The following is a 22,614-nucleotide window of genomic DNA, read 5'->3' as shown; positions in this document are numbered from 1 at the left end:
TGCTTATTCAGAAATAGGGGGAATCCCCGCTACCGCCCGTCGCTGGGTTTTATCTCGCTGTTTGCCGATCGCCCTCATCTCGTTTGACCTTCCACGCCCCGCATTCTTTCAACGCAATGGCAGAAAAGGAGTTACTCCACTTGACTAGTCAAACCTTAACCCAACCCCAAGCCCTCGATCTCGTAAAACTCAACGCAAAATTAGAACCATTCAGCGCGCTTGAGATTATTGAGTGGGCTGCCAATACCTTTGGCGACGGCGTAGTGATGAGTACCAGCTTTGGCATTCAAGCGGCGGTGATGCTTCACTTGGTAACCCGCGCGATTCCCAACATTCCGGTTATTTGGGTAGATACGGGCTATTTGCCGCCAGCTACCTATCGGTTTGCCGAACAACTGATTGCCGATCTTAACCTCAATATCCACGTGTACCAGTCCGCCATCAGCCCCGCCCGGATGGAGGCCATTCACGGTCGCCTGTGGCAGCAGGACGATGTAGAAGCGTTCGATCGCTACGACCAAATGCGCAAAGTAGAGCCAATGCAGCGAGCTTTGCGGGAGCTTGGCGCAACGGCTTGGTTTGCAGGACTGCGCGCCGAGCAGACCAATCATCGCAAAACCCTCGCCGTCTTAGAGCGCCAAGAACAGCTTTATAAAGTGCTTCCCATTTTGAATTGGACGACGGCAGATGTCCAGCGTTACCTTGAGGAACACGACCTTCCTTACCATCCCCTTAAAGAAAAGGGTTACGCCACCGTTGGGGATTGGCACTCTAGCCGCCCCATGACCGAGCAAGACGAGCACGAGCGCCAAACCCGTTTCCAGGGGATAAAGCAAGAATGCGGGCTTCACCTACCCGCAACCATCAGCGAGGAGAAAAGCTTGGATTCGAGTTCTCTGTAACAGTTTGGATGCGAGACTAACCTCGTTGGCGATCGCGCATTAAATCTTGCAGCGCCTTATCGGCACACCACGCTCGCGAACGACGTGGATGGTCGAGCAGTAGGCTGACGATGAGACGATCGGCGGTTTTAGCCCCGACGAGCCGTTCTAGCTTCACTTCGCTGGCAGAGTCGTTTTGCCATTGCTGACGCCTGCTCCCGCGATTTTGGGCGCTATAGTCTATGACTTTGCCAAGGTTCCCTTTCTGCGCCCTACGGCTTGTTTGCCATAGAAATGCACAAAGAAGAATGACAATCCCCCCGCATACCATTACCCATCCCACGATCTAGTATCCTCAAGTTCTCTCCTTAGCTTGCCCCGATCGTAAAAACAATAAAACCGCGTTCTCAAGAGAATCGCGGTTGCTTGGAGACAGCAAACGTTGAGGCTCGCGTTTATCTGCGAACTAAATGACGGCGATCGCCAATGCCGGGATTCCAGATTGCGGCGATCGTCGAGTCAGAAAGTTTGGCAACTTCACTGGCCAAGTTGTTGGAGTTGATTCTATAACCTTGTTGCTCGGCAAGGCGAACAAACCGTTGAGGGTCTTGGATGGCCTGTAGCCGGAGTTGACGGTCTTGTTCGGCATAAATTTCTTTATGAAGCCGTGCAGCATTGACTTGAGTAGCCACGATCCAACCTCCTTAGAATTGCAGGTACCACAAATTAAGGACTGCCCTTCCAATGGCTTTCACCCCTCATTTAGCGCTTGGCCTTAATGGTACTTATCTAGATCTTGCCTGACTTTTCTGAGAATGGCTATTACGTTTTGTAATGCGCGATGTCAATCCAGCGCTTTATGGGTAAAGGCGCGAGCGTTTTGACCGGAGTACGTCTCGACGATGTGGCCCTGCCCCTGAAGTCGATATTTGTAGGTCACTAGCCCTTCCAGTCCCACAGGGCCTCGCGGCGGCATCTGCTGGGTGCTAATCCCCACCTCTGCCCCAAATCCGTAGCGGAATCCATCGGCAAAGCGAGTCGAGCAATTGTGGAAAACGCCCGCAGCGTCTACGAGATCCGCAAAGGTTTGGGCGGCTCGATCGTCTTCGGTTGCGATCGCCTCCGTGTGCCCGGATCCGTAGGTGTTAATGTGGGCGATCGCCGCGTCCAACGACTCCACGACGCGAATCGATAGAATCAGCTCCCCGTACTCCGTTGCCCAATCTTCTGCCGTGGCGGCCTCTACCGCCACAATCGCTTGCGTTTCGGCATCGCCCCGCAGCGCGACGCCCTTAGCAATCAATGCCTGGGCGACTTCTGGAAGCATTGCAGCGGCCACATCTCGGTGTACCAGCAGCGTTTCAATGGCATTGCAGGCCGCAGGATACTGGGTTTTAGAATCCACCACAATCGGGATGGTTTTGGCTAAATCTGCGGCGCGGTCGATGTAGAGGTGGCAAATCCCTTCGGCGTGGCCCAGCACTGGAATGCGGGTATTGTCCTGCACGAACTGGACGAAGCTGTTGGAACCTCTGGGAACGATCAGATCGACATAGCGATCGAGCTTCAGCAGTTCCATCGTCTCCTCGCGGCTCGTTAGCAAGGCCACCGCAGCCGGATCGATGGGGGTTTGAGCCAACCCCGCTTGAATTGCTTTTACCAGCGCCTGACAGGTATGGAGCGCCTCTTGACCGCCTTTGAGCAAAACTCCATTGCCGGACTTGATCGCCAGGGACGAAATTTGCATCACGGCATCGGGGCGGGCTTCAAAAATAATGCCGAGCACGCCCAAGGGGCAGGATACCCGCTTTAACACCAACCCTCGATCGAGTTCTCGATGGATCTGCACTGCTCCGACCGGATCGGCGAGGGCAGCCACGCTGCGGACTCCGGCGATCGCCGCTGCTAATTTCCCCGCGTCCAGCTTCAATCTTGCATAGAGAGCGCTAGCAAGGCCGTTCGCCTGGGCTAATTCGCAATCCCGGACATTGGCGGCCACGATCTCGGGACTGGAGGACTCCAAGGCCTGGGCGATCGCCTCTAGGGCTTGATTTTTGACTGCGGTCGTCTGAGTGGCTAAGCCTTGAGCGGCAAGGCGAGTGCGTTGGGCTTGCTCGATTAAAGACATTGCTAAACAAAAGCGGCGTGCGTTAGGACTCTTCTCGTTCGTACTCGGCAATCTTTTGGCGTTCTGGCAGTTTTAGCGGAGGTGCTTTGTATTCTTCCTCTGGTCGATCGTCCCAGGCATCTTTTTCCAAATCGTCCTCCCAGCGTTTTACCTCGCTCTGGTCTCCAGGGGGCGGGGCATAGGCGCGCTTTGGCTCTTCAGTTTTGCGACCGCCAGCTGGGACGGTCTCCCATTCATCCTCCTCATCCCAGCGATCGCGGGCGGGAGCGGCAGTTGCAGGCGGAACGTAAGGCGCGACGCGCTGCCCGGACCCCAGTTGGTTGCTCGTGGGGGTGCGGGTGGGGATGTAGTCCTCTTCCTCGTTTTCCCACGGGGCGCCGCCCAGCCCGAGGCGCTCCAGGACGCCTACGGTGATTTGCTGCATTTTGTCTTCAGTTCCCTCGAAGACGATAATGCGATCGGGTCCCGTACTGACAATTTGCTCGACGGGCAGCTCGTAGGTACTGATGAGCTGGGATGGGATCAACGGTAGCCCCAGGGAAGCGATGACAAGGGCGGTAATTTCGCCGCTGACCGTATCGAACTTAAACCCCCGCACCTTACCCAAAACCTCTCCGGCTTCGGTAATGACTTCATGGCCGATCAGGGTGCTGTAGTTGAGGGGATTTACCGCTTCAATGGCATCGTCGTCGTCCACCAGAACGACATCCCCGATCTGACGCACGTTTTCCAGAAATAAGTAGCGTTGCTCTCCGGTGATCAGCGTACTGCGCAACCCTAGGGCCACCACTTCGCGCCGATCGATATCGACCCATAGTTGATTGATCACGCCTAGCTTTTTACCGGTATTGCGGGTAATCACCTGGGTGCCGATTAAATCGGATCGCTGCTGAACTTGTTCAGATATAGCCATTTCTGAATCCTGAGTCGAACTCCGGGGCAAGGGTTTGCGGTCTAGACGGGCTGAAGATACTTTGCGGTCGAGCAAACGACTTTCAACGACTTTTGTCATTGATACTTTTTACTGTCCCGTTCCACACTACTTTAGCAAGTTCGGTTTTCTTCTATCGAATGCGGTTGAGATTTTAGAGAGGTCTAAAATACTGTTCTTCATTTTGAGTCTTAAACTTTATTTTACTTCTTAAGCATACTTAATGTGATTCTGGGGGGTAAAGCGATCGCTCCGATAGGCAGCTCGGGCATACTGAGAGAAGCGGAAGGTAGCTTCAATCCAATGCGGGAGACCTAGCCATGTTTAGCGACAATCATCAAATCGATTCGTCCGGCCCTAAAGCCAGAAGCTGGCTCCAAAAAGCATGGGTGCTTTTGACGGGGGACGATCCTTCAAAAACAGCATCGCCCTATGCCTCTCAGCGGGCGCTTCACGCAACAACTCAGAAGCTCGTGCAGGTTCACCGTCAGGTTGAGCGACTCCAGGCGCAGCACAATCTCGAGATGATCCGGCTAGCCCAGGCGTACCACGAAATCTCGCCAGAGGAGCGCGCTGCGTTGCCTAAAAATTTACGCCAACAGCTCGATCTCGTCGAGTCATCGTACTATCTCTAAGCTGCAATCCAAAAACTGAAGGGGATCGTTCGAGGTCGCGCTCTAGAGTGTGGCTTTTGCGATTGGCATGGCTTGGGAATACTGCATGGTAGGGTAATGGGTGTTGTCGATCGCGCGGCGGATACGGAGCCTTGAGCACACCTTTGACGGAATTCGACCCCCTTCAAGAGAGGGGCCATTTACTCACGGAACAGGTCAATCCCGACAGTCAAAATCTCGATCGGCTTTCGCCGATCGAAATTGTAGATTTGTTTAACAAAGAGGATGCCAAGGTTTTGGCGGCAGTTACCGGAGCCAGGGAAGCGCTGGCCTTAGCTCTAGAAAAGACGGCAGCGGCACTGCGTCAGGGTGGGCGGTTGTTTTACATTGGAGCGGGGACCAGCGGTCGCCTCGGGGTGCTCGATGCTGCCGAATGTCCGCCGACGTTTTGTACCCCGCCGGAACTCGTTCAAGGTATTTTGGCCGGGGGCGCGCCTGCGCTCTTGCGCAGTTCTGAGGCGTTGGAGGATCGGGCGGAGGATGGAGCCGCAGCCGTGGCAGAGCACGGCATCACGTTTAAGGATGTACTCGTCGGCATTACTGCAGGGGGCACGACACCCTACGTTCGAGGCGCGCTGCAGGCAGCCCGGACCCAGGGAACCACCACCATTTTTATGGCCTGCGTGCCTGCAGCGCAGGTCGAGATTGACGTAGATGTAGATATTCGGCTTTTGGTGGGGCCGGAGTTGCTGGCAGGCTCGACGCGTTTGAAGGCGGGTACTGTCACGAAGGTCGCGTTGAATATTCTGTCCACGGGCACGATGGTGTTGCTGGGCAAGGTTTACGGTAATCGGATGGTGGATGTGTCGGTTACCAATCAAAAGCTTTACGATCGAGCGGTGCGGATGATTCGAGATTTAACGGACCTGGATCGAGAGGAGGCTGTGGCGTTGCTGGAAAGGAGCGATCGCCGCGTGAAACTGGCCCTTCTCATGCACTGGACTGGGCTGGATGCAGCGACGGGCGAGCAACGGTTGGCGACCTGTCAGGGCAATTTACGTCAAGCCATTCAGACCAGCTTGTAGGGGGTATCCTCTTACAAGCGATGCAGGACAGAAAATAGGGGCGATCCGCTAACCCTCTTGTCTAGAACTTTTCGATCGCTCTGCTGGTGAATCCGGAGTTATGTCGCAAGTCCTCGGTGGGGACAGGGCAGATGCTGAATCGTTTTTACACGTTGGTTGCAGATCGTGCCGGATATCGTTGCGCATACTGTCACGCACCCGAACTCGTTTTCAAATTTCACTTCGGAATTGACGAAAACCAGAAAAAATCCGCCGCCCGCGAAGGCAAATTTTTGACTTCCTCCGGTGGGTTAATCAAAACCGAATACTGTTTCCAATCTTGGCGCGATGCTGCCTTGAGACGACGGGCCACTCGGCTCGGGACCCCATCGCCAAACAACACATGCCCCTGCCCCACCAGCACCACAATCTTACGGTCGGGATGTTTCAGCCAATACTCGGCGATCGCCTCTGCCATTGTCTCGTCCCAGAGCACCTGCGTCTGGAAAAATCGGTCAAAGCCATCGCTCTTGCCCTTGCCTGCATGGAAGGACTCGTAAACCTTCAGCATTCTGGCGCGGTAGGCCGCGTTCGTCGTGTCGATCTCCGCGCGAGGCGGGATCCACTTAAAATCTTCTCCTTCGAGGGACCCCAACCCCAACTTTGCCACCTTGCGGCTTATCTCCGTCGGGGCGCTAATGGCCAAGAGCGGAATTTCCTTGGCCCTGGCAAACCGCACGATAGGCGCGTACAAATTCCAGTCAAAGCCCCAGCGCTTGCGATACTCCGTCTGGGCGAGCAAATCCTCCTCGCTTGAGGCACCGCTCAAATAAACCTGATAGGGCCGCTGGAACATCTCCATGGCGATCGCCATTTTAGGATGCTCGCTATGGAGCGCCCGAACGATCCCCAACTGCGCCTCGTGATCTGCCGCGCTGTCGTGGGTCTCGCCGAGGTAAATGATATTGGCCGATCGCAGCTTCCGAAGCAGCCCGAGTTGAGCGCGAGTGAATGTCGGGATCGCCGCTTCCTTCGCTTCTGCCCGAGCTTGGCTCAGCGATGAATCGGCGATCCACAGCCCCATCCCTACAAGGCACAGACACAGACATAAACTTCGCGATCGTCTCCCCAAAGAGGTAAAAGGGCTGCTCATGAAAAACCTATCGTTAAAAATAGAGAGAAGCGAATTTAACAGACGCGCTGAAATAGCCGAAAAGCCGACTGCTGCTCTCTTCTTATAACGCTCAACGCACCCCGAGAGGGGAAAACATCTACAATTCCCAACAAATCTCTCAGCGTTATTTAGGAGAACGGGGAAGAGGAATGTTATTATTGCAACAAAATCACACAACTTATACGGAAAAAGACCTCTATGGCTCCGACTCCAGTGTCTCCGGTGGTCCTCGTGATTTTGGATGGCTGGGGCTACCGTGAGGAAACAGACGGAAATGCGATCGCCAAGGCCAATACGCCTGTGATGGATAGTCTTTGGCACGCCTATCCCAGTACGCTCATTCAAACCTCAGGGAAGGCCGTCGGTCTGCCTAAGGGTCAGATGGGCAATTCGGAAGTCGGGCACCTTAACATCGGTGCAGGGCGCACGGTTCCGCAAGAACTGGTACGGATCTCAGATGCGGTCGAAGACGGCAGCCTGCTCGAAAATCCAGCCCTTGTCGAACTTTGCGAGGCCGTCGTTCAAAAGCATCGGAAGCTTCATCTGATCGGGCTGTGCTCCCAAGGTGGCGTGCATTCTCATCTCAGTCACCTGTTCGCGCTGCTAGAACTCGCTAAGAAGCATGGCATTCAAGACGTCTGCATTCACGCCATTTTGGATGGCCGCGATACCCCGCCGACCAGCGGCATAGAAGAAATTCAGCGCCTTCAGGCCGAAATCTCCCACGTTGGGGTGGGTCGCATTGTCACGATGAGCGGTCGCTACTATGCCCTAGACCGCGATCATCGCTGGGATCGCGTTCAAAAGGCCTATGAGGTCATGACTCAAGATAGCGAAGTACTGGGGCCATCTCCCCAAGACGTGCTTGAAGAAGCTTACAGCCAGAAAGTTACCGACGAGTTTATTCTCCCCACGCGCATTGCTCCGGGCGCAGTTGAGTCGGGAGATGGAGTCATTTTCTTTAATTTTCGACCCGATCGCGCTCGTCAGTTGACCCAAGCGTTTGTCGATCCTAACTTTAAGGGGTTTGAGCGAACTTTAATTGAACCCTTGTCCTTTGTCACCTTTACGCAGTACGACCCCCAACTGCCCATCCGAGTGGCGTTTGAGCCTCAAAGCTTGGATAACATCTTGGGTGAAATTATTGCAAACAACGGCTTAAAACAGTTTCGGGTTGCCGAAACTGAAAAATACGCCCACGTAACGTACTTTTTTAACGGCGGTATCGAAGATCCGTTGGAGGGGGAAGACAGATTTCTCGTCCCCAGTCCCATGGTGCCCACCTACGACAAATCCCCAGCGATGTCGGCTAAAGAGGTGACGATCGCCGCAGCCGAAGCGATCCAGCAGCAGGAGTATGCATTGGTCGTAATTAACTACGCCAACCCAGACATGGTCGGACATACCGGCAACATGGATGCGACGGTACAGGCTATTGAAACGGTGGATCGATGCGTCGGCCAGTTGTTAGAGCAGGTCATTAAGGTGGGCGGCACCACGCTCATTACAGCCGACCACGGCAATGCCGAATACATGTGGGACGAATCCGGCAATCCCTGGACCGCCCATACAACTTTCCCCGTGCCGTTTATTTTAGTGGAAGGCGAACAGCGGAAGATTCCAGGCTACGGAACCGACGTTTTGCTTCGTACCGACGGCTGCCTTGCCGACATTGCCCCAACGATTCTAGAAATTTTGCACCTTCCCCAGCCGGACGAAATGACGGGACATTCTTTACTCCAGTCTTCTGAAATAGAAATTCGTTCCAATAAAGGGCCCGTACGGATTCGACTTTAGCGCGTGCTGCGCCAAGAATTAGGGCTGAGATTGGCACGCCCGTTAATCTTTCATCTGTTAACCTTTAAAGACACGGTTTAATTAGGCAATAGCATGGTCGTTCAAGTTCTTCAGGGTATCTGGGCCTTTTCTGCATTCGGGATAATCGTTCTAGTGCTGCTCCACAGCCCCAAGGGAGATGGATTGGGGGCAATTGGCGGTCAAGCTCAGCTTTTTACCAGTACTAAAAGTGCTGAAACAACCCTAAACCGCATCACTTGGACGCTTACGGTTTTGTTTATGGCCTTGACGGTGGTTTTGAGCGCAGGCTGGCTGAGTCGTTAAAGCGGGCTGAGGTCTTTAAAGGCTTGGATTCAGCAGTTTGAATCGAGCCGAAGCGCCTTGAAATTAAGATTTATTGTGGGACGGGGACGAGGTTTTACGCCTCTGCTAGGCTCGTAGGATAAGGGAACTGCGTGTAGCTTTGCGTTCTTTCACGTTCGAAATTCGATCGTTGCAACAGTCCCGCAGAAGCACCTCATCTATCATCTTGACGAGTAGTAGCAATGCCTAGAGTCCTTCACCAATACATTCAGCAGTGGTGCCAGGAGCATGGCTGGACAGACTTATTTGTGGAACAGCGTCAATTTTGGGCGTTCCCGCCGGGTTCGGTTTTGCCCGTGCCCGTACCCACCCATGCCTTGGAGGGATTTTACAGCGAGCGGGAAATGTCACCCCACGTGTGCCTGCTCAGCCTATCTTCGATTGGCCTGTCGCTTCTATCCGTTTTTCTGACCGTCCGTACGCTGTCACCCGTGCCGTTGCTGGCAGCTTTTGGCTGCTGCGCGATTGCCGCTGCGTTGTTGGAAGAGGAACGGCTCTGAGGGGTTCTAATGTAGAAAAGGGGAGCGAGATCGAAATCGATCTCGCTCCCCTTCTGTCGTACAAATCGACTAACCCTAGTACGCCTCTTGAAGCTCGTAAAAATCTGGACTGATGTAGTCCTTTCTTAAAGGCCAACCGACCCAATCTTCGGGCATTAGAAGACGCTTCAGGTTTGGATGGCCTTCGTAGACGATGCCGTACATGTCGTAGGTTTCGCGCTCTTGCCAGTCGGCGGTTTTCCAGATCCAATAGAGAGAGGGAACCGTCGGATTCTCGCGGGGCAAAAAGACCTTGACGCGTACCTCTTCTGGCTGCGTGACGTTGTCTTTGACTTTAATGAGATGGTACATGCTCACCAAATCTTGGCCTGGGCCTGCATCGTATCCGGCCTGACACTGAAGGTAGTTAAATCCGTAGGCATAGAGGGCTGTGGCGAAGGGTACTAAAACCTCTCGGTCGACCTTCAGAATTTCGATGCCGAGATGGTCGATCCCCAAAGACTCGTGAATAAATCCATCCGCTGTCAGCCGCCGCGATAGGGGACCCGTTTCTTGAATCGGGCTTTCTTGAACAATAGCCGTTTCTGGGCTAGTAGGCTGCTTGGATTCGGGCGTTTCAGATATCATGACAACACAGCTCCTTCAGGGATAGATAGGGGCGCAGGGCCTTTCGCCCCTATAGAATCGTGGATTACTAAGACCATTCCAGAGCGCCTTTGCGCCAGGCATAAACCAAACCCACGACCAGAATGGCAATAAAAATAAGCGCTTCAATGAAGGCAAGCACGCCAAGAGTATGGAATGCCACCGCCCACGGGTACAAAAAGACCGTCTCTACGTCAAAAATGACGAAGACCAGGGCAAACATATAGTAGCGAATGTTGAACTGAATCCAAGCACCGCCCACTGGCTCCATCCCAGACTCGTAGGTGGTGCGGCGCTCGGGACCGCGATTGCTGGGGCGCAGCAGCTTAGATGCTGTCAAAGCAAGCACTGGAACCAGGCTGCAAATGATTAAAAATCCGAGAAGATATTCGTAGCCGCTTAAAACAAACACGCAGTCATTCCCTTGGCGATCGAACGCAGGTTCGCCCTACATTATAAGGACTCGCGGGGCTGTCCGATACCCGCGAAGCAAAGGGATTTTTAATCGCCAACCTCAAATTTGCCCTAGGATAGCCTGCTTCATCTCTCGCACTGCCCGCTCTAGCCCGACGAGGGCGGCACGGCTGACGATCGTGTGGCCGATATTTAGCTCTTCCATGCCTTCTAAAACGGCCACCGGACGGACATTCCAGTAGGTCAGGCCGTGACCTGCATTGACGCGCAGGCCGCGATCGAGGGCATGACGACAGCCTGCGGCCAATACTTCTAGTTCTTTGCGCTGGGTCGCTTCGGTTTTGGCTTCGGCATAGGTGCCCGTATGCAGCTCGATAAACTGAGCCGAAGTGCTAGCGGCAGCGTCTAGTTGCATCGGATCGGCATCGATAAATAGGCTGACTGGAATGCTAGCAGCCTGAAGCTGTTTGACGACAGAGGTATAAACTTCTAGCTGTGCGGCTACGTCTAGTCCGCCTTCGGTGGTGACTTCTTCGCGGCGTTCTGGCACGAGGGTGACGTAGTCGGGCTTCAGCGCGAGGGCAATGTCCACCATTTCCGTCGTGGCAGCCATTTCTAAGTTCAGGCGGGTGCGCACGGTCTGACGCAAAAGCCGAACGTCTCGGTCTTGAATGTGGCGGCGATCTTCCCGCAGGTGACAGGTGATCCCGTCCGCGCCAGCCAGTTCGGCGATCGCCGCTGCTGCCACCGGATCGGGTTCGACGGTACGGCGCGCCTGACGCAGAGTAGCAATGTGGTCGATGTTGACTCCAAGAGTAGGCAAAACTCGATCCTCTCGTGTAACGTAGGGTGTCCAGTTGGGAAAGGGTGCAAAAGGCACTCTAGATCGTTAATCTAGCAAACAATTGTCAGGGTTAAGGGTCTCAGCCCATTTGACCTCGAGAACCCATCTAAAAAGAGCAGCCCGTCAAGAGCTACTCTTTTTTCATGCTGACATAAAGTGCTTTAGAGCGATGGAACCGCCGCCGCAACTTTATCGAGATCTTTCGCTAGGAATTTCTCCAGTTCCGTTAGGGCATCTGCATCCACCTTGGTTTGCATGGGGCAGAATTTAGGTCCGCACATGGAGCAAAACTCGGCGGTCTTGTAGATATCGGCAGGCAAGGTTTCGTCGTGGTATTCCTTGGCCCGTTCTGGGTCGAGGGATAACTCGAACTGGCGGTTCCAGTCGAAGTTATAGCGGGCATGGGAGAGTTCGTCATCGCGATCGCGCGCCCCCGGACGATGGCGGGCAATATCTGCCGCGTGGGCCGCAATCTTATAGGCAATTAGCCCATTCCGCACGTCTTCCGCATTGGGTAAGCCTAAGTGTTCCTTAGGGGTGACATAGCAGAGCATGGCCGTACCGTACCAGCCCGCCATCGCAGCCCCAATGGCAGAGGTAATGTGGTCGTAGCCCGGCGCAATATCGGTGACGAGCGGTCCCAGCACGTAGAACGGCGCTTCGGAACACTCTTCCATTTGCTTGCGCACGTTGAACTCGATCTGATCCATCGGGACGTGACCGGGGCCTTCGACCATGACTTGGATGTCGTGTTCCCAGGCCTTGCGGGTAAGCTGGCCCAAGGTTTTCAGCTCAGCCAACTGGGCTTCGTCGGAGGCATCGTGGGTGCAGCCCGGGCGGAGCGAGTCGCCCAAGCTAAAGGACACATCGTACTTTTTGAAAATTTCGATGATTTCGTTGAAATGGGTGTAGAGCGGATTTTGCTTGTGGTGGTGGAGCATCCAGCGGGCCAAAATACCGCCGCCGCGCGAAACAATCCCCGTGATGCGGTTGCGTACCAGGGGCAAGTGCTCGATTAGGATCCCAGCATGGATGGTTTGGTAATCGACGCCTTGCTGGGCGTGTTTTTCAATGATGTGCAAGAAATCATCGGCGGTCAGATTTTCAATATTGCCGTGGACGCTTTCGAGAGCCTGGTAGATAGGCACCGTACCAATGGGCACCGTCGACGCATTGATAATGGTGGTGCGGATCTCATCTAGATTCCCACCTCCGGTGGACAGGTCCATAACGGTATCTGCGCCGTATTTAACCGCGAGGTGCAGTTTAGCCACCTCTTCCTTCATGTCCGACGAGTTGGGCGACGCGCCGATGTTGGCATTGACCTTGCACTTAGACGCAATCCCGATCGCCATCGGTTCTAAGTTGGTGTGATTGATATTGGCCGGAATAATCATCCGCCCCCGCGCTACCTCATCTTTGATCAGGTCTGGGGGTAAATTTTCCCGCCGGGCCACGTAATGCATTTCTTCGGTAATCGTGCCCTGACGGGCATAATGCATCTGGGACACATTGGTGTGCCCTTGGCGTTTCGCGATCCATTCGCTTCGCATATTTAGTTCCTTAGAATAAACAGCTTCCCTCCGCCGGTATTAGCCGGACTCAGGTTCTAAGGGTGTAATCTCAGCTTGACTGCTCAAGCACCCCTAGCTAGAACAGATCGTAGCACCAAGAACAAACTTTTCCTAAGCAGCCTGACGGGAAGACCCCATCGATGCAACGCTCAAGGTATGCGTTTCGGAAGCTTTTGTTTGACTATGTCCTTCGATGCTGCCAATTCTCCTGAATTACCTCTGCGTCAAAGCGCCGCAGCGCTGATGCAGCCGACCTTTATTCGCGTGATGGACCACCTGCGCCGGATGCTAGAGGAATCCGACTGGAAGGGGCACTATGAAACGACCTATGTTTGGTCTGAAAATATCGCGCCTGAAACGAAAGCAGAGGTGCTTTGGCTTTACGACAAACTGGAGGAAGCTGCAAAGGCCGATCGGGCGGACATCGAGCGCCAGTTAGAAGACTTACCCCAACCGATTCCGGTCTACCTTTTGCATCTGGAGAAGGGCGAGAAGACTAGGACGATGAATCTTTGGGAGTTGTGTTATCAGATCTGCTTGGGAAGCTATAGTCCGCAGATCGAACGGGCGGATTTTGTAGAGATTGACCTAGACACAGCACCGCCAGACGCCAGCTTATTCGATGCCTTTGGCGAGGTGGATTGGATGCGTCTCGACCAAAAGGCGGCTGGCGTCATCCAAGCTGCCTTTCAGTTGCTGAAAAACACGCAAATCGATTAGAGGTTAATAGACCTCTTGCACGAATATCCTAGCGATTGAAATCGCGGCTACAAGAACGATGTCCGCCTAAGCCTTACGGCTGGCTTCGCTAGCGCGGACCAAGAGAAATTGAATTTAGTCCAAAGGCAGACTTTGTTCCTGTAGCCCCGTTAGCGGAGCGTTCCCGAGGGTTCGAGCTCAGGCTTCGCCTTCAGGGATGAACTTCATAGATACGCCATTCATACAGTAACGTTTGCCCGTGGGTGCGGGGCCATCGTCAAAAACGTGGCCTAAATGTCCGCCGCATTTGCTGCAGTGAATTTCGGTGCGGACCATAAAAAACGCACGGTCTACGGAAGCTTCTACCGCATTTTCGATGGGGTCGAAAAAGCTGGGCCAGCCCGTGCCGCTGTTGAACTTTGTATCTGAAGTAAAGAGCGCTTGACCGCACCCGGCGCAGACATAGGTGCCTTTGCCGTATTGCTTATCGAGAGGGCTAGTCCCGGCACGCTCCGTGCCGTGTTCCCGGAGAACGCGAAAAGCTTCTGGGGGAAGGCTTTGACGCCATTCTTCCGTGGTTTTGGTGACTTCAAACTGTTTTTGTGAGGCTGCCATAGCGGACGATCTCCTAAACCATTGATTGAGAATAAAGGTGGAACCAAGCCAAGTAATGCCTGCGGTTAAAAATGTACGTTTGTTCATGGGTTGGATGAAAACAAGATTGCAGCGTGCCAAGGCGACTCCGCTGCCAAGGGGAACAGAAGGCTCTTAATATATCATTACAAAGATCGGAGGGAAGGGCAGGAATAGACGCTAAGTTGCGCGAAAAATCTTTTCGATGAACGGAACTGGACTGATTTCGATTGTGGGCGATCGCCCTGAGTTTCCCCTGATAAAGGCCTAAATTTTTTCTAAGCCTCCCCCAGGCAAACGGCCAAAGTTGCTTCCACTGCCGCCGCCAGACTATTTAAGTGATAGCCCCCCTCCAGCCCAAACAGGATTTTAGGCGTTAAAGCCAAGCAGTAGGCGGTCAACGGCCCGAAATCGACTGGATTGAGGTTCACTTCGGCTAATGGATCTGCCTGCGCTGCATCGTACCCGGCGCTCACGATCAGCAGGTCGGGCGCGAAGGTCTTGAGAAAAGGCATGACTCGGTCTTGAAACGCGGCTTCGTAGCTGGAGATCGTGCTACCTGCTGCTATGGGGATATTGAGCAGCCGCGAGCCGTTGTTCTGCGCCGAACCAGTGCCGGGATAGAACGGATACTGGTGCAGCGAACAATAAGCAATGTCTGGATGACCTGCCGCGATCGCCTCGGTGCCGTTGCCGTGGTGGACGTCCCAATCCAAAATGGCCACGCGCGCGATGCCGGGTTGGGCGAGGGCGTAAAGGGCGGCGATCGCCGCGTTGCCAAAAATACAAAATCCCATGGCTTGATTCGGTAAGGCATGGTGACCGGGCGGACGAGCCAGCACAAAAGCAGGCTGCTGCAAGGCTACAACCGCATCGATGCCATCTAACCAGGCATTGACCGCTAAGCAAGCGACCTCGTAACTTTGGGGAGAGATCGGGGTATCCGGGCCGAGTTCTCCCCCGCCCTGCACCGCCAATCTTCTGACCCGTTCGATATAGTCAGGGCTATGGGTTTTTAGAATCCAGGGCAGCGGGTCGCGAGACGCGAGGCTAGTGGGAGTCTTCCAGTCCAGGCGGTTTGCCCAGGGGGACTGCTGCAAGTGTTTTGCCACCGCCCTGACGCGTTCGGGACGTTCGGGATGGCCAAAGCCTGTTTGATGTTCCAGAAATATATCGCTGTAAAAAATTTGCATTTTATTGGCGATCGAGATCGCAGTCATGATTTCTTGCCTCAAACCCCCTCCCACCATTTTTGGTGAAAGGGGGTTTAGGTTTGAGTTACTGCCCTTTGAGAGGCTTCCCTGGGGGCAAGCGTACTGCTTAAATCCGCTGAAGGTTAGGGTAAGCTGCCAGTAAGTCGTCGCTGGTAAGCGCGTCGCCTTCGGCTTGAGGTGTCCATAGAACTCTCATTGCTAAGAGATCTTCGGCACCCACTCCACCCATTTGTCCTAGTGCCCTTTGCAGGTCTTGAGCCGATCGGATTTTAGGTAACTCTAGCTTGCCCTGGGATGCCACGATCAGCGTTACCAGAATGTATTCTCCGGGGCCTTGTTTGAGCAGAGCGCTAGCACTGTCCTCGGCTGGCAATGTAGCGGTAGTGGATTTTTGCTTCAACTGGGCGCTGTAGTTGGAGAGCGTTTCTTCTTGGAATTTACTGCGCTCTGAAAGGGTGCGTCGGTTGAATTCTGCTTCCGCAGACATCAACCGAGTTTGCTGGCCTTCAGCACTGGCGTAGATCCAGTACTCGGGGTGGCGCAGGAGCGCTAGGGTCGATTCTTGCAGAGCCTCGGCCAAGCCAGCAGAGTTGCTCGTATCGGCATTGAGCGCAATTCTGTCTAAATCGGTCTGAAGGGCTCTGGCTTCCGCTAGCAACCCGATTTGCAGCGTATTGACGGAAACTGGAGGGTTGGTTAAATCTTGCTCGCTGACGGGAACGCCACCTTCAGAACTAGCGGCATTGCGAAAACTGGAGAAGATGAAATTGGCGAGCGCGATAAATATCAAAATCGTAAAGAGCGAACCGCCGCCGCCAAACATGAAGGGCAGCAAAAATGGGAAGCCGAACCCACCACCATAGCCGCCTCCGTAGCCATACCCAGAAGGTCCCGATATTGGCTGACGCGATGGAGCCATGCGAGTAGGTGCTGAGGGTCTGCGGAAACTACCCCCGCCAAAGCCACCTCCAGATCTAGCCGCTAGAGCCGAGTGAGACTGCGAAAAGACCAAGCCGATCGCAAGCGCAAGGGATAGGCAAATCCGAGTAAAGGTTTTTAACATTGAAGAAGATTTCTTATTCATGATGCTCAGTGGGGCTGACTGTATGGTTTTGAGTGCCTCAGGTTTGCCCCTGGGGACTTCGGACTGTACGTTTTCTTTTAGTCTAGCGTTGGGATGAAGCTGTAGCGCAACCGCCAAATGCCGGATTCCCGTATTGAATGCTACTGCACCAGAGGATATGCCGGATGCAAGCACTCGCTTCTGGCTGGTTAAAGAGCGGGAAGCGTATGGCTAAACCACACCGCAAAAGTGCTGCGTCGCTTCCCAAATTTCTGGCAGTCGATCGGTTAAACCGTGGTCGCTTGGCAATTCGACGAGCGTGCACCAGGACCTTTGGGCGCTATAGCGACGGCTGGCTTCAAGGGGAATGACCTCGTCGGCAGTTCCGTGCAAAATGAGCGTTGGCGTAGCTCGGTCGAGTTCTGCATCTGAATATTGGCTGGCATCTGCCCAAAAGGAATAGCCGAGAGGCAGCGATCGCTCTGCTGCATGGTGATAAACATCGAGGGAGCCGTCTGTCTCCCATTGTTCGAGTTGTGTCGAACCGAGCTGCTGCTGCCAGTAGGCTAAAAATTCAAAGGCTGGGGCTAGCAACACTAATCGCTCCACCTTGAGATTGCGCTGGGCTAACCAAGTCGCAGTTAGTCCGCCTAAGCTAGAGCCGACGATCGTCCAAGCGCCGGAGTCTGCGGCAAGAATGGCTTCGCATTGCTGAATTTGGCGAGTGAGCGTGAGATTGAAAAAATCGGGTTGGTTGAGGTCGGGTACCTTTAGATCGATGCCTCGTGCGGCAAAGCGATCGCGCAGGTCGACGGCTTTAACGGACTGCGGTCCTGAAGCGAAACCGTGCAGGTAGAGATAGTTCATGCAGGGGCGCTACTCCGAGCGGGTAGGAATCTGAATCCGATCCTCAATATCATCCCAAATGGAATCGGTTACGGTAGTCGTTTTTTGAACCCACCGATCCGCTTCAGACGCTGGCAATAAGGTAACTAAAACCTTTGTGCCTTCAGGCAGATCGGCAAGCTCTAATAGTTCGATTTTTCCTTGCTTGACCTCAGCCCAAAGCGTCTGTAGCATCAATTCTTCCTCAATCGATCGTTGTAAATCTATTATTCAGACTTTAGCTCGACGCTTCGCGTCTTCGGCGAGCGAATGGGATCCCCTGCAGGGCTTCACCAACGCTCAATGACGTTCGACAGTCTTCAATGTTGCATCATATGTATGTATGCACAATTTCGCAAGTCTTGAAATCCGATTCAGCTCCGATCTGGAAACCTGATGAAGATTTAGTAAGGTATAACACTTTCAGGTCAAGCATGGCGCGGATTGGCCTTATTGCTGCTGTCCTGGTTTCGCCGTCGGAGGAGATTTCCAGGATTAGGGGTTCTAGATATTGACGCATCGGATTCACGAACGCGATATTCTCAGCGCAAGACATGAATCTGGGCAGTGCGATTTTTGGAGTACGATCGCCCTATTTCTCTGCAAGGCGATCGCCCTTCCCATTTCCGCACTTCAATAAATCAGGCTGCTCTTTTCATCTAACTCTGCCATTCTCTTGCACGCGATCGCCTTTCCTTATCCCCCGCTAAACTAAAACTAGCTCCGTAGACGAGTAACTATCATGACCCAGGCTGTCACTCGTAAACTCACACTTCAAGAATTCTTCGCTCTCCCCGAAGGCGAGCCATACAACGAACTGATTGATGGAGAAGCCGTTCCTAAAGTGCTACCTCAACGATTTCATTCAAGGTCTACAGGGTCGCTCTTCACTCTGTTAACCCTATGGGGACAAGACAAAGGGGAGGTTGGCATCGAATGGGCCATTGTTTTAACCCGTAATGGAAAAGATTGGGTACCTGTGCCCGATTTACTCTATATTTCCAAAGAGCGATTGACCCTAGATGAATTTGAGGATGGTCCTTGTCCAGTCCCGCCAGAACTTGCCATTGAAATTATTTCGCCAGACCAAACCTTTGGAGCAATGGCTGAAAAAGCCACGGATTACCTAAATGCAGGAGTTCTGAGAGTTTGGGTGGTAGACCCTAAGGCCAAAAGCATCACGGTTTTTGCCCCAGACACTGCACCCGTGACCTATCGCGGCGATCGCCTCCTCACAGATCCGCTTTTCCCTGGCTTAGAACTTACAGCTCAACAGGTGTTTCAACAGGCCGGATTAGAACGCTGAAGGCACGACATCCCCTCCATTACTTAGAATCTGAGTAAGATCGGCATGTAAACAAATATTGCAGGCGACGGGTATGGCGCGGATTGTTCTCATCGCAGGATTTGAGTCGTTCAATATCGAGCTGTACCGTCAAGCTTCGGAACTGGCTACGGCCCGCTGTCCCGATCTCGACGTTCGGATCTTCAGCGATCGCGATATTGTCGCAACCCCCGATGCCATCGAAGCCGCCCTGAAGAATGCCGATGTGTTTTTCGCCAGCTTGGTGTTCGACTACGACCAAGTCCTGTGGCTGCGCGATCGCACCCAGCACATCCCCATCCGTCTCGTATTTGAATCGGCGCTGGAGCTGATGAGCCTGACCCAACTGGGCCAATTCGCGATCGGCGATAAACCCAAAGGAATGCCAAAACCCGTCAAGTTCATCCTCGATAAATTTGGCAACGGCAGGGAAGAAGATAAGCTGGCAGGCTATATCAGCTTTCTCAAGGTCGGGCCAAAGTTGCTGAAGTATATTCCCGTTGGCAAAGTTCAAGATTTGCGTAACTGGCTGATTATCTACGGTTACTGGAATGCAGGCGGTCCCGAAAATGTAGCAGCGATGTTCTGGACTCTAGCGGAAAAGTATCTGAACTTGCCCGTGGGGGATATTCCACCCCTGCTCGAAACGCCAAATATTGGGTTGCTGCATCCCGACTATCAAGGCTATTTCGAATCGCCTAAGGCTTATCTCGCCTGGTATCGCCAAACTAAACCCGAGTCTCGCACTTGGGCCTCGGTTGGAATTTTACTGTACCGCAAGCACGTGATTACCAAGCAGCGCTATATCCCGCAGCTCATCCGACAGATGGAAGCCGCTCGTCTTCTGCCCGTGCCGATTTTTATCAATGGGGTGGAAGGACACGTGGCCGTGCGGGACTTGATGACCACGGCGTTCGAGCGATCGCAGCGAAACCAAGGCATTAAGACGACGCTTTCCCTCTCCGAAGAAGCGGTATCCGTGGATGCGATCGTCTCGACCATTGGCTTTCCGTTGGTGGGCGGCCCTGCTGGCTCGATGGAAGCGGGGCGGCAGGTGGAAGTTGCCACTCGCATTCTTCAGGCCAAGAACGTTCCCTACATTGTCGCCGCTCCATTGCTGATTCAAGACATCCACAGCTGGACGCGGCAGGGCATCGGCGGATTGCAGAGCGTGGTGCTGTACGCCTTGCCAGAACTGGATGGCGCGATCGATACCATTCCCTTGGGCGGTCTAGTCGGGAACGATATTTATCTGATTCCCGAACGGGTTCAGCGTCTGACGAATCGCCTCAAGCAGTGGATCGATCTCCGCCAAAAACCTCTCTCCGAGCGCAAGATTGCGATTGTGCTCTATGGCTTTCCGCCGGGCTACGGGGCTACGGGCACGGCAGCGCTCTTGAACGTCCCGCGATCGCTCCTCAAACTCCTCCAAGCGCTGAAAGCCCAGGGTTATACCGTCGGCGACTTACCCGAAGATGGCGAAGATCTCATCGAGCAAGTTCGGCAAGCCGATAACGCTTACACCGAACATCCCGGTTCTGTAGAAGACTTTGAGCGCCGCCGAGATATTGCTACGGTCAATGTCCGAAAGCTAGAGAAATGGTTGGGGTACTTGTTAACCCATCGCATTGAAAAACAATGGAAAACCCTGACTGGAACGGGTATCAAAACCATTGACGAAGACTTTTACCTCGGCGGAGTGCGGCTTGGCAATGTTTGGATTGGCGTGCAACCGCCCCTCGGGATCTTGGGCGACCCCATGCGCCTGATGTTCGAGCGCGATATGACGCCCCATCCGCAGTACGCGGCGTTTTATAAGTGGTTGCAAAATGACTTCCAAGCCGATGCGGTCATCCATTTTGGGATGCACGGAACTGTTGAATGGCTTCCCGGATCGCCCCTCGGAAATACGGGCTACTCCTGGTCTGACGTGTTGTTGGGGAATCTACCCAACCTTTATATTTATGCTGCCAACAACCCTTCTGAATCTGTTTTAGCAAAGCGTCGCGGTTACGGCGTTTTAGTCTCCCATAACGTACCGCCCTACGGGCGAGCCGATCTTTACAAGGAATTGGCTGCGCTCAAGGATTTGATTTCGGAATACCGCGAAGATCCAGCGAAGAACGACGTGCTGCGAGAAGGAATTTGCAAAAAAATTGTCGATTCTGGAATGAATGCCGATTGTCCCTTTGCTGAAGCGAGGCGGTTGGGTATCGAGTTTACGCCTGAAAACGCGCGGATGTTTAGCGCCCATGCATTTCAAGATTACTTGGTAGAACTGTACGACTACTTGCTAGTGCTGGAAAATCGTCTCTTTTCATCGGGTTTGCATGTTTTGGGTGAGGCCCCCAATCCCGAAGCGCTTTTGAGTTATTTGGATGCCTATTTTGGCGGGGATGTGCCTGGAGTTGCAGTTGAGGCGATCGCCCACGGACAAAATAGCGCCGGGGCATTGGCTGCATTCCACGCGCAATTCCATCTGGATCGTCCAGGTTCGAAATTGCAGATCGACCCACAGTTATCAGAGAGATTGGAAGAAGCGATCGCCATCCGAGAACGTCTCTCCCAAACCACCGACGAACTCGCGAATCTATTGCGCGGACTCAACGGCGAATACATTCCTCCCGCTCCTGGCGGCGACCTCCTGCGCGATGGTCCCGGCGTATTGCCCACCGGACGCAACATCCATGCCCTCGACCCTTACCGAATGCCCTCCCCCGCCGCCTACGAACGCGGTCGCCAGATCGCGCAACAGCTCATCGCCCAACACCTCCAAGAACACGGTACCTACCCGGAAACAATGGCTGTCATGATTTGGGGACTCGATGCCATCAAAACCAAGGGCGAATCCCTCGGCATTTTACTAGAGCTAGTGGGAGCCGAACCCATTAAAGAAGGTACCGGACGCATCGTGCGGTACGAGCTAAAACCCCTTGCCGAACTGGGTCGTCCCCGCATCGATATCCTCGCCAACCTCTCCGGCATTTTCCGCGATAGTTTTGTCAATATCATCGAGCTACTGGACGATCTGTTCCAACGGGCTGCCGCCGCCGATGAGCCAGAGGAGCTGAATTTTGTGCGCAAACATGCGATCGCCCTCCAAGCCCAAGGCGTCGAAAACCCCTCCGCCCGACTGTTCTCCAATCCATCGGGCGAGTTCGGCTCCCTGGTGAACGATCGCGTTACGGATTCTAGCTGGGAAACTGGGGATGAGTTAGGAGGCACATGGAAAAGCCGCAACGCCTTCAGCTACGGACGCAACGAAAAAGGCACACTCCGCCCCGAAATCCTAGACACCCTTCTCAAAAGTACCGGACGCATCGTGCAGCAGATCGATTCTGTGGAGTACGGTCTCACTGACATCCAGGAATACTACGCCAATACCGGAGCGCTCAAAAACGCTGCCGAGCAAACGCAAAACAAAACCGTCACCGCCAGCTTTGTCGAAAGTTTCTCAAAGGACATCACCCCGCGCAAACTCGAAGAACTCTTGCGGATGGAGTACCGCACCAAACTCCTCAATCCCAAATGGGCCGACGCAATGGCCGCCCAAGGCTCCGGCGGAGCCTACGAAATTTCCCAGCGCATGACCGCCCTGATTGGCTGGAGCGGGACTACTAAGTTCCATGAAAACTGGGTTTACGACCAAGCTGCAGACACTTATGCCTTAGATGCTGAAATGGCCGAAAAATTAAGGAAAGCCAACCCCGAAGCGTTTCGCAATATTGTGGGGCGAATACTGGAAGCCAATGGGCGCGGGTTCTGGCAGCCCGATGAAGAGAAGTTGAGGGAGCTGCGATCGTTGTACGATGTGGCAGATGAGCAGCTAGAAGGTGTTCATCGCTAAAACTCAATCGCATTATACAA

General features: G+C 53.8%; 24 protein-coding genes and 1 riboswitch. Of the genes, 10 read left to right on the top strand and 14 right to left on the bottom strand.

What is annotated here, in order from left to right:
- Positions 1-116 precede the first annotated feature (116 nt).
- Positions 117-902: a phosphoadenylyl-sulfate reductase gene (locus tag R6H26_RS19585; RefSeq protein ID WP_404784817.1), complete on the top strand. Its 786-nt coding sequence runs from the start codon at positions 117-119 to the stop codon at positions 900-902.
- Between the two features lie 16 nt (positions 903-918).
- Here R6H26_RS19585 and R6H26_RS19580 read toward each other — a convergent pair whose 3' ends face one another.
- From R6H26_RS19580 to R6H26_RS19565, 4 genes are all read right to left on the bottom strand, one after another.
- Positions 919-1,224, bottom strand: coding sequence for a hypothetical protein (locus tag R6H26_RS19580; RefSeq protein WP_404784816.1), 306 nt, complete (start codon positions 1,222-1,224; stop codon positions 919-921).
- 112 nt (positions 1,225-1,336) lie between these two features.
- Positions 1,337-1,573: a hypothetical protein gene (locus tag R6H26_RS19575; protein ID WP_404784814.1), complete on the bottom strand. Its 237-nt coding sequence runs from the start codon at positions 1,571-1,573 to the stop codon at positions 1,337-1,339.
- A 152-nt stretch (positions 1,574-1,725) separates the two neighbouring features.
- Positions 1,726-3,009 carry a glutamate-5-semialdehyde dehydrogenase gene (locus R6H26_RS19570; protein ID WP_404784812.1) on the bottom strand — a complete coding sequence of 428 codons (1,284 nt, stop codon included), beginning with the start codon at positions 3,007-3,009 and terminating at the stop codon, positions 1,726-1,728.
- Between the two features lie 22 nt (positions 3,010-3,031).
- Positions 3,032-3,922, bottom strand: a complete 891-nt coding sequence (locus tag R6H26_RS19565) for a PRC-barrel domain-containing protein (protein ID WP_404784811.1) — start codon at positions 3,920-3,922, stop codon at positions 3,032-3,034.
- Between the two features lie 338 nt (positions 3,923-4,260).
- Between R6H26_RS19565 and R6H26_RS19560 the strand changes: the two genes are divergently transcribed.
- Positions 4,261-4,575, top strand: coding sequence for a hypothetical protein (locus tag R6H26_RS19560; RefSeq protein ID WP_404784809.1), 315 nt, complete (start codon positions 4,261-4,263; stop codon positions 4,573-4,575).
- 131 nt (positions 4,576-4,706) lie between these two features.
- Positions 4,707-5,639 carry an N-acetylmuramic acid 6-phosphate etherase gene (gene murQ / locus R6H26_RS19555; protein ID WP_404784807.1) on the top strand — a complete coding sequence of 311 codons (933 nt, stop codon included), beginning with the start codon at positions 4,707-4,709 and terminating at the stop codon, positions 5,637-5,639.
- A gap of 217 nt (positions 5,640-5,856) precedes the next feature.
- Here murQ and R6H26_RS19550 read toward each other — a convergent pair whose 3' ends face one another.
- Entirely contained in the window at positions 5,857-6,771 is a 915-nt protein-coding gene (locus tag R6H26_RS19550; protein ID WP_404784805.1) for a ChaN family lipoprotein, read from the bottom strand.
- 219 nt (positions 6,772-6,990) lie between these two features.
- On the opposite strand from R6H26_RS19550, the gene gpmI reads away from it, so the two are divergent.
- From gpmI to R6H26_RS19535, 3 genes are all read left to right on the top strand, one after another.
- Positions 6,991-8,589, top strand: a complete 1,599-nt coding sequence (gene gpmI, locus R6H26_RS19545) for a 2,3-bisphosphoglycerate-independent phosphoglycerate mutase (RefSeq protein ID WP_404784804.1) — start codon at positions 6,991-6,993, stop codon at positions 8,587-8,589.
- A 93-nt stretch (positions 8,590-8,682) separates the two neighbouring features.
- Positions 8,683-8,913, top strand: coding sequence for a preprotein translocase subunit SecG (gene secG / locus R6H26_RS19540; protein ID WP_404784802.1), 231 nt, complete (start codon positions 8,683-8,685; stop codon positions 8,911-8,913).
- Positions 8,914-9,134: 221 nt separating this feature from the next.
- Positions 9,135-9,452, top strand: a complete 318-nt coding sequence (locus R6H26_RS19535; protein WP_404784800.1) for a hypothetical protein — start codon at positions 9,135-9,137, stop codon at positions 9,450-9,452.
- A 75-nt stretch (positions 9,453-9,527) separates the two neighbouring features.
- Here R6H26_RS19535 and R6H26_RS19530 read toward each other — a convergent pair whose 3' ends face one another.
- The 4 genes from R6H26_RS19530 to thiC form a co-directional block, all read right to left on the bottom strand.
- Positions 9,528-10,079, bottom strand: coding sequence for an NAD(P)H-quinone oxidoreductase subunit J (locus tag R6H26_RS19530; RefSeq protein WP_404784798.1), 552 nt, complete (start codon positions 10,077-10,079; stop codon positions 9,528-9,530).
- 67 nt (positions 10,080-10,146) lie between these two features.
- The gene (gene ndhC, locus R6H26_RS19525) at positions 10,147-10,509 is read right to left on the bottom strand and encodes a photosynthetic/respiratory NAD(P)H-quinone oxidoreductase subunit C (RefSeq protein ID WP_404784796.1); all 363 of its coding nucleotides are present in this window, start codon (positions 10,507-10,509) and stop codon (positions 10,147-10,149) included.
- A 102-nt stretch (positions 10,510-10,611) separates the two neighbouring features.
- Positions 10,612-11,334 carry a pyridoxine 5'-phosphate synthase gene (locus R6H26_RS19520; RefSeq protein ID WP_404784794.1) on the bottom strand — a complete coding sequence of 241 codons (723 nt, stop codon included), beginning with the start codon at positions 11,332-11,334 and terminating at the stop codon, positions 10,612-10,614.
- A gap of 182 nt (positions 11,335-11,516) precedes the next feature.
- Positions 11,517-12,908, bottom strand: a complete 1,392-nt coding sequence (gene thiC / locus R6H26_RS19515) for a phosphomethylpyrimidine synthase (RefSeq protein ID WP_404784793.1) — start codon at positions 12,906-12,908, stop codon at positions 11,517-11,519.
- 8 nt (positions 12,909-12,916) lie between these two features.
- Positions 12,917-13,013: riboswitch (TPP riboswitch) on the bottom strand.
- 99 nt (positions 13,014-13,112) lie between these two features.
- Here thiC and R6H26_RS19510 point away from each other — a divergent pair.
- Positions 13,113-13,649, top strand: a complete 537-nt coding sequence (locus R6H26_RS19510) for a hypothetical protein (protein WP_404784791.1) — start codon at positions 13,113-13,115, stop codon at positions 13,647-13,649.
- A 177-nt stretch (positions 13,650-13,826) separates the two neighbouring features.
- Here the strand turns inward: R6H26_RS19510 and msrB are convergent, their stop codons facing one another.
- The 5 genes from msrB to R6H26_RS19485 form a co-directional block, all read right to left on the bottom strand.
- On the bottom strand, positions 13,827-14,243 hold the full coding sequence (gene msrB, locus R6H26_RS19505; RefSeq protein WP_404784790.1) for a peptide-methionine (R)-S-oxide reductase MsrB: 417 nt from the start codon (positions 14,241-14,243) through the stop codon (positions 13,827-13,829).
- A 296-nt stretch (positions 14,244-14,539) separates the two neighbouring features.
- Positions 14,540-15,481 (bottom strand): histone deacetylase, encoded by a 942-nt coding sequence (locus R6H26_RS19500; RefSeq protein WP_404784788.1) that lies wholly within the window; start codon positions 15,479-15,481, stop codon positions 14,540-14,542.
- 100 nt (positions 15,482-15,581) lie between these two features.
- Positions 15,582-16,394, bottom strand: a complete 813-nt coding sequence (locus R6H26_RS19495) for a DUF1517 domain-containing protein (protein WP_404784786.1) — start codon at positions 16,392-16,394, stop codon at positions 15,582-15,584.
- Between the two features lie 375 nt (positions 16,395-16,769).
- Positions 16,770-17,405: a YqiA/YcfP family alpha/beta fold hydrolase gene (locus R6H26_RS19490; protein ID WP_404784785.1), complete on the bottom strand. Its 636-nt coding sequence runs from the start codon at positions 17,403-17,405 to the stop codon at positions 16,770-16,772.
- A 9-nt stretch (positions 17,406-17,414) separates the two neighbouring features.
- Positions 17,415-17,618 (bottom strand): hypothetical protein, encoded by a 204-nt coding sequence (locus tag R6H26_RS19485; protein ID WP_404784783.1) that lies wholly within the window; start codon positions 17,616-17,618, stop codon positions 17,415-17,417.
- A gap of 316 nt (positions 17,619-17,934) precedes the next feature.
- On the opposite strand from R6H26_RS19485, the gene R6H26_RS19480 reads away from it, so the two are divergent.
- The 3 genes from R6H26_RS19480 to bchH all read left to right on the top strand — a co-directional run bounded on the left by R6H26_RS19480 (position 17,935) and on the right by bchH (position 22,594).
- Positions 17,935-18,063: a hypothetical protein gene (locus R6H26_RS19480; RefSeq protein ID WP_404784782.1), complete on the top strand. Its 129-nt coding sequence runs from the start codon at positions 17,935-17,937 to the stop codon at positions 18,061-18,063.
- A gap of 102 nt (positions 18,064-18,165) precedes the next feature.
- Positions 18,166-18,729, top strand: coding sequence for a Uma2 family endonuclease (locus tag R6H26_RS19475; RefSeq protein ID WP_404784781.1), 564 nt, complete (start codon positions 18,166-18,168; stop codon positions 18,727-18,729).
- A 73-nt stretch (positions 18,730-18,802) separates the two neighbouring features.
- Entirely contained in the window at positions 18,803-22,594 is a 3,792-nt protein-coding gene (gene bchH, locus R6H26_RS19470) for a magnesium chelatase subunit H (RefSeq protein WP_404784779.1), read from the top strand.
- The last annotated feature ends 20 nt before the right edge of the window (positions 22,595-22,614 follow it).

Origin of the sequence: Altericista sp. CCNU0014, from assembly GCF_044923475.1 — a bacterium.
Taxonomy (GTDB): Bacteria; Cyanobacteriota; Cyanobacteriia; order Thermosynechococcales; family Thermosynechococcaceae; genus JAAURS01.
Note: the sequence above shows the minus strand (reverse complement) of the source record. Positions and strands in the feature narration are given on the sequence as shown.

Coding starts and splice junctions, on each gene's coding strand:
- thiC (WP_404784793.1), bottom strand. CDS start 12,908: ATGCGAAGCGAATGGATCGCGAAACGCCAAGGGCACACCAATGTGTCC.
- R6H26_RS19585 (WP_404784817.1), top strand. CDS start 117: ATGGCAGAAAAGGAGTTACTCCACTTGACTAGTCAAACCTTAACCCAA.
- R6H26_RS19490 (WP_404784785.1), bottom strand. CDS start 17,405: ATGAACTATCTCTACCTGCACGGTTTCGCTTCAGGACCGCAGTCCGTT.
- R6H26_RS19485 (WP_404784783.1), bottom strand. CDS start 17,618: ATGCTACAGACGCTTTGGGCTGAGGTCAAGCAAGGAAAAATCGAACTA.
- msrB (WP_404784790.1), bottom strand. CDS start 14,243: ATGGCAGCCTCACAAAAACAGTTTGAAGTCACCAAAACCACGGAAGAA.
- R6H26_RS19500 (WP_404784788.1), bottom strand. CDS start 15,481: ATGACTGCGATCTCGATCGCCAATAAAATGCAAATTTTTTACAGCGAT.
- bchH (WP_404784779.1), top strand. CDS start 18,803: ATGGCGCGGATTGTTCTCATCGCAGGATTTGAGTCGTTCAATATCGAG.
- R6H26_RS19565 (WP_404784811.1), bottom strand. CDS start 3,922: ATGGCTATATCTGAACAAGTTCAGCAGCGATCCGATTTAATCGGCACC.
- R6H26_RS19495 (WP_404784786.1), bottom strand. CDS start 16,394: ATGGCTCCATCGCGTCAGCCAATATCGGGACCTTCTGGGTATGGCTAC.
- R6H26_RS19550 (WP_404784805.1), bottom strand. CDS start 6,771: ATGAGCAGCCCTTTTACCTCTTTGGGGAGACGATCGCGAAGTTTATGT.
- secG (WP_404784802.1), top strand. CDS start 8,683: ATGGTCGTTCAAGTTCTTCAGGGTATCTGGGCCTTTTCTGCATTCGGG.
- R6H26_RS19510 (WP_404784791.1), top strand. CDS start 13,113: ATGTCCTTCGATGCTGCCAATTCTCCTGAATTACCTCTGCGTCAAAGC.
- R6H26_RS19475 (WP_404784781.1), top strand. CDS start 18,166: ATGACCCAGGCTGTCACTCGTAAACTCACACTTCAAGAATTCTTCGCT.
- R6H26_RS19560 (WP_404784809.1), top strand. CDS start 4,261: ATGTTTAGCGACAATCATCAAATCGATTCGTCCGGCCCTAAAGCCAGA.
- R6H26_RS19535 (WP_404784800.1), top strand. CDS start 9,135: ATGCCTAGAGTCCTTCACCAATACATTCAGCAGTGGTGCCAGGAGCAT.
- gpmI (WP_404784804.1), top strand. CDS start 6,991: ATGGCTCCGACTCCAGTGTCTCCGGTGGTCCTCGTGATTTTGGATGGC.
- R6H26_RS19530 (WP_404784798.1), bottom strand. CDS start 10,079: ATGATATCTGAAACGCCCGAATCCAAGCAGCCTACTAGCCCAGAAACG.
- R6H26_RS19570 (WP_404784812.1), bottom strand. CDS start 3,009: ATGTCTTTAATCGAGCAAGCCCAACGCACTCGCCTTGCCGCTCAAGGC.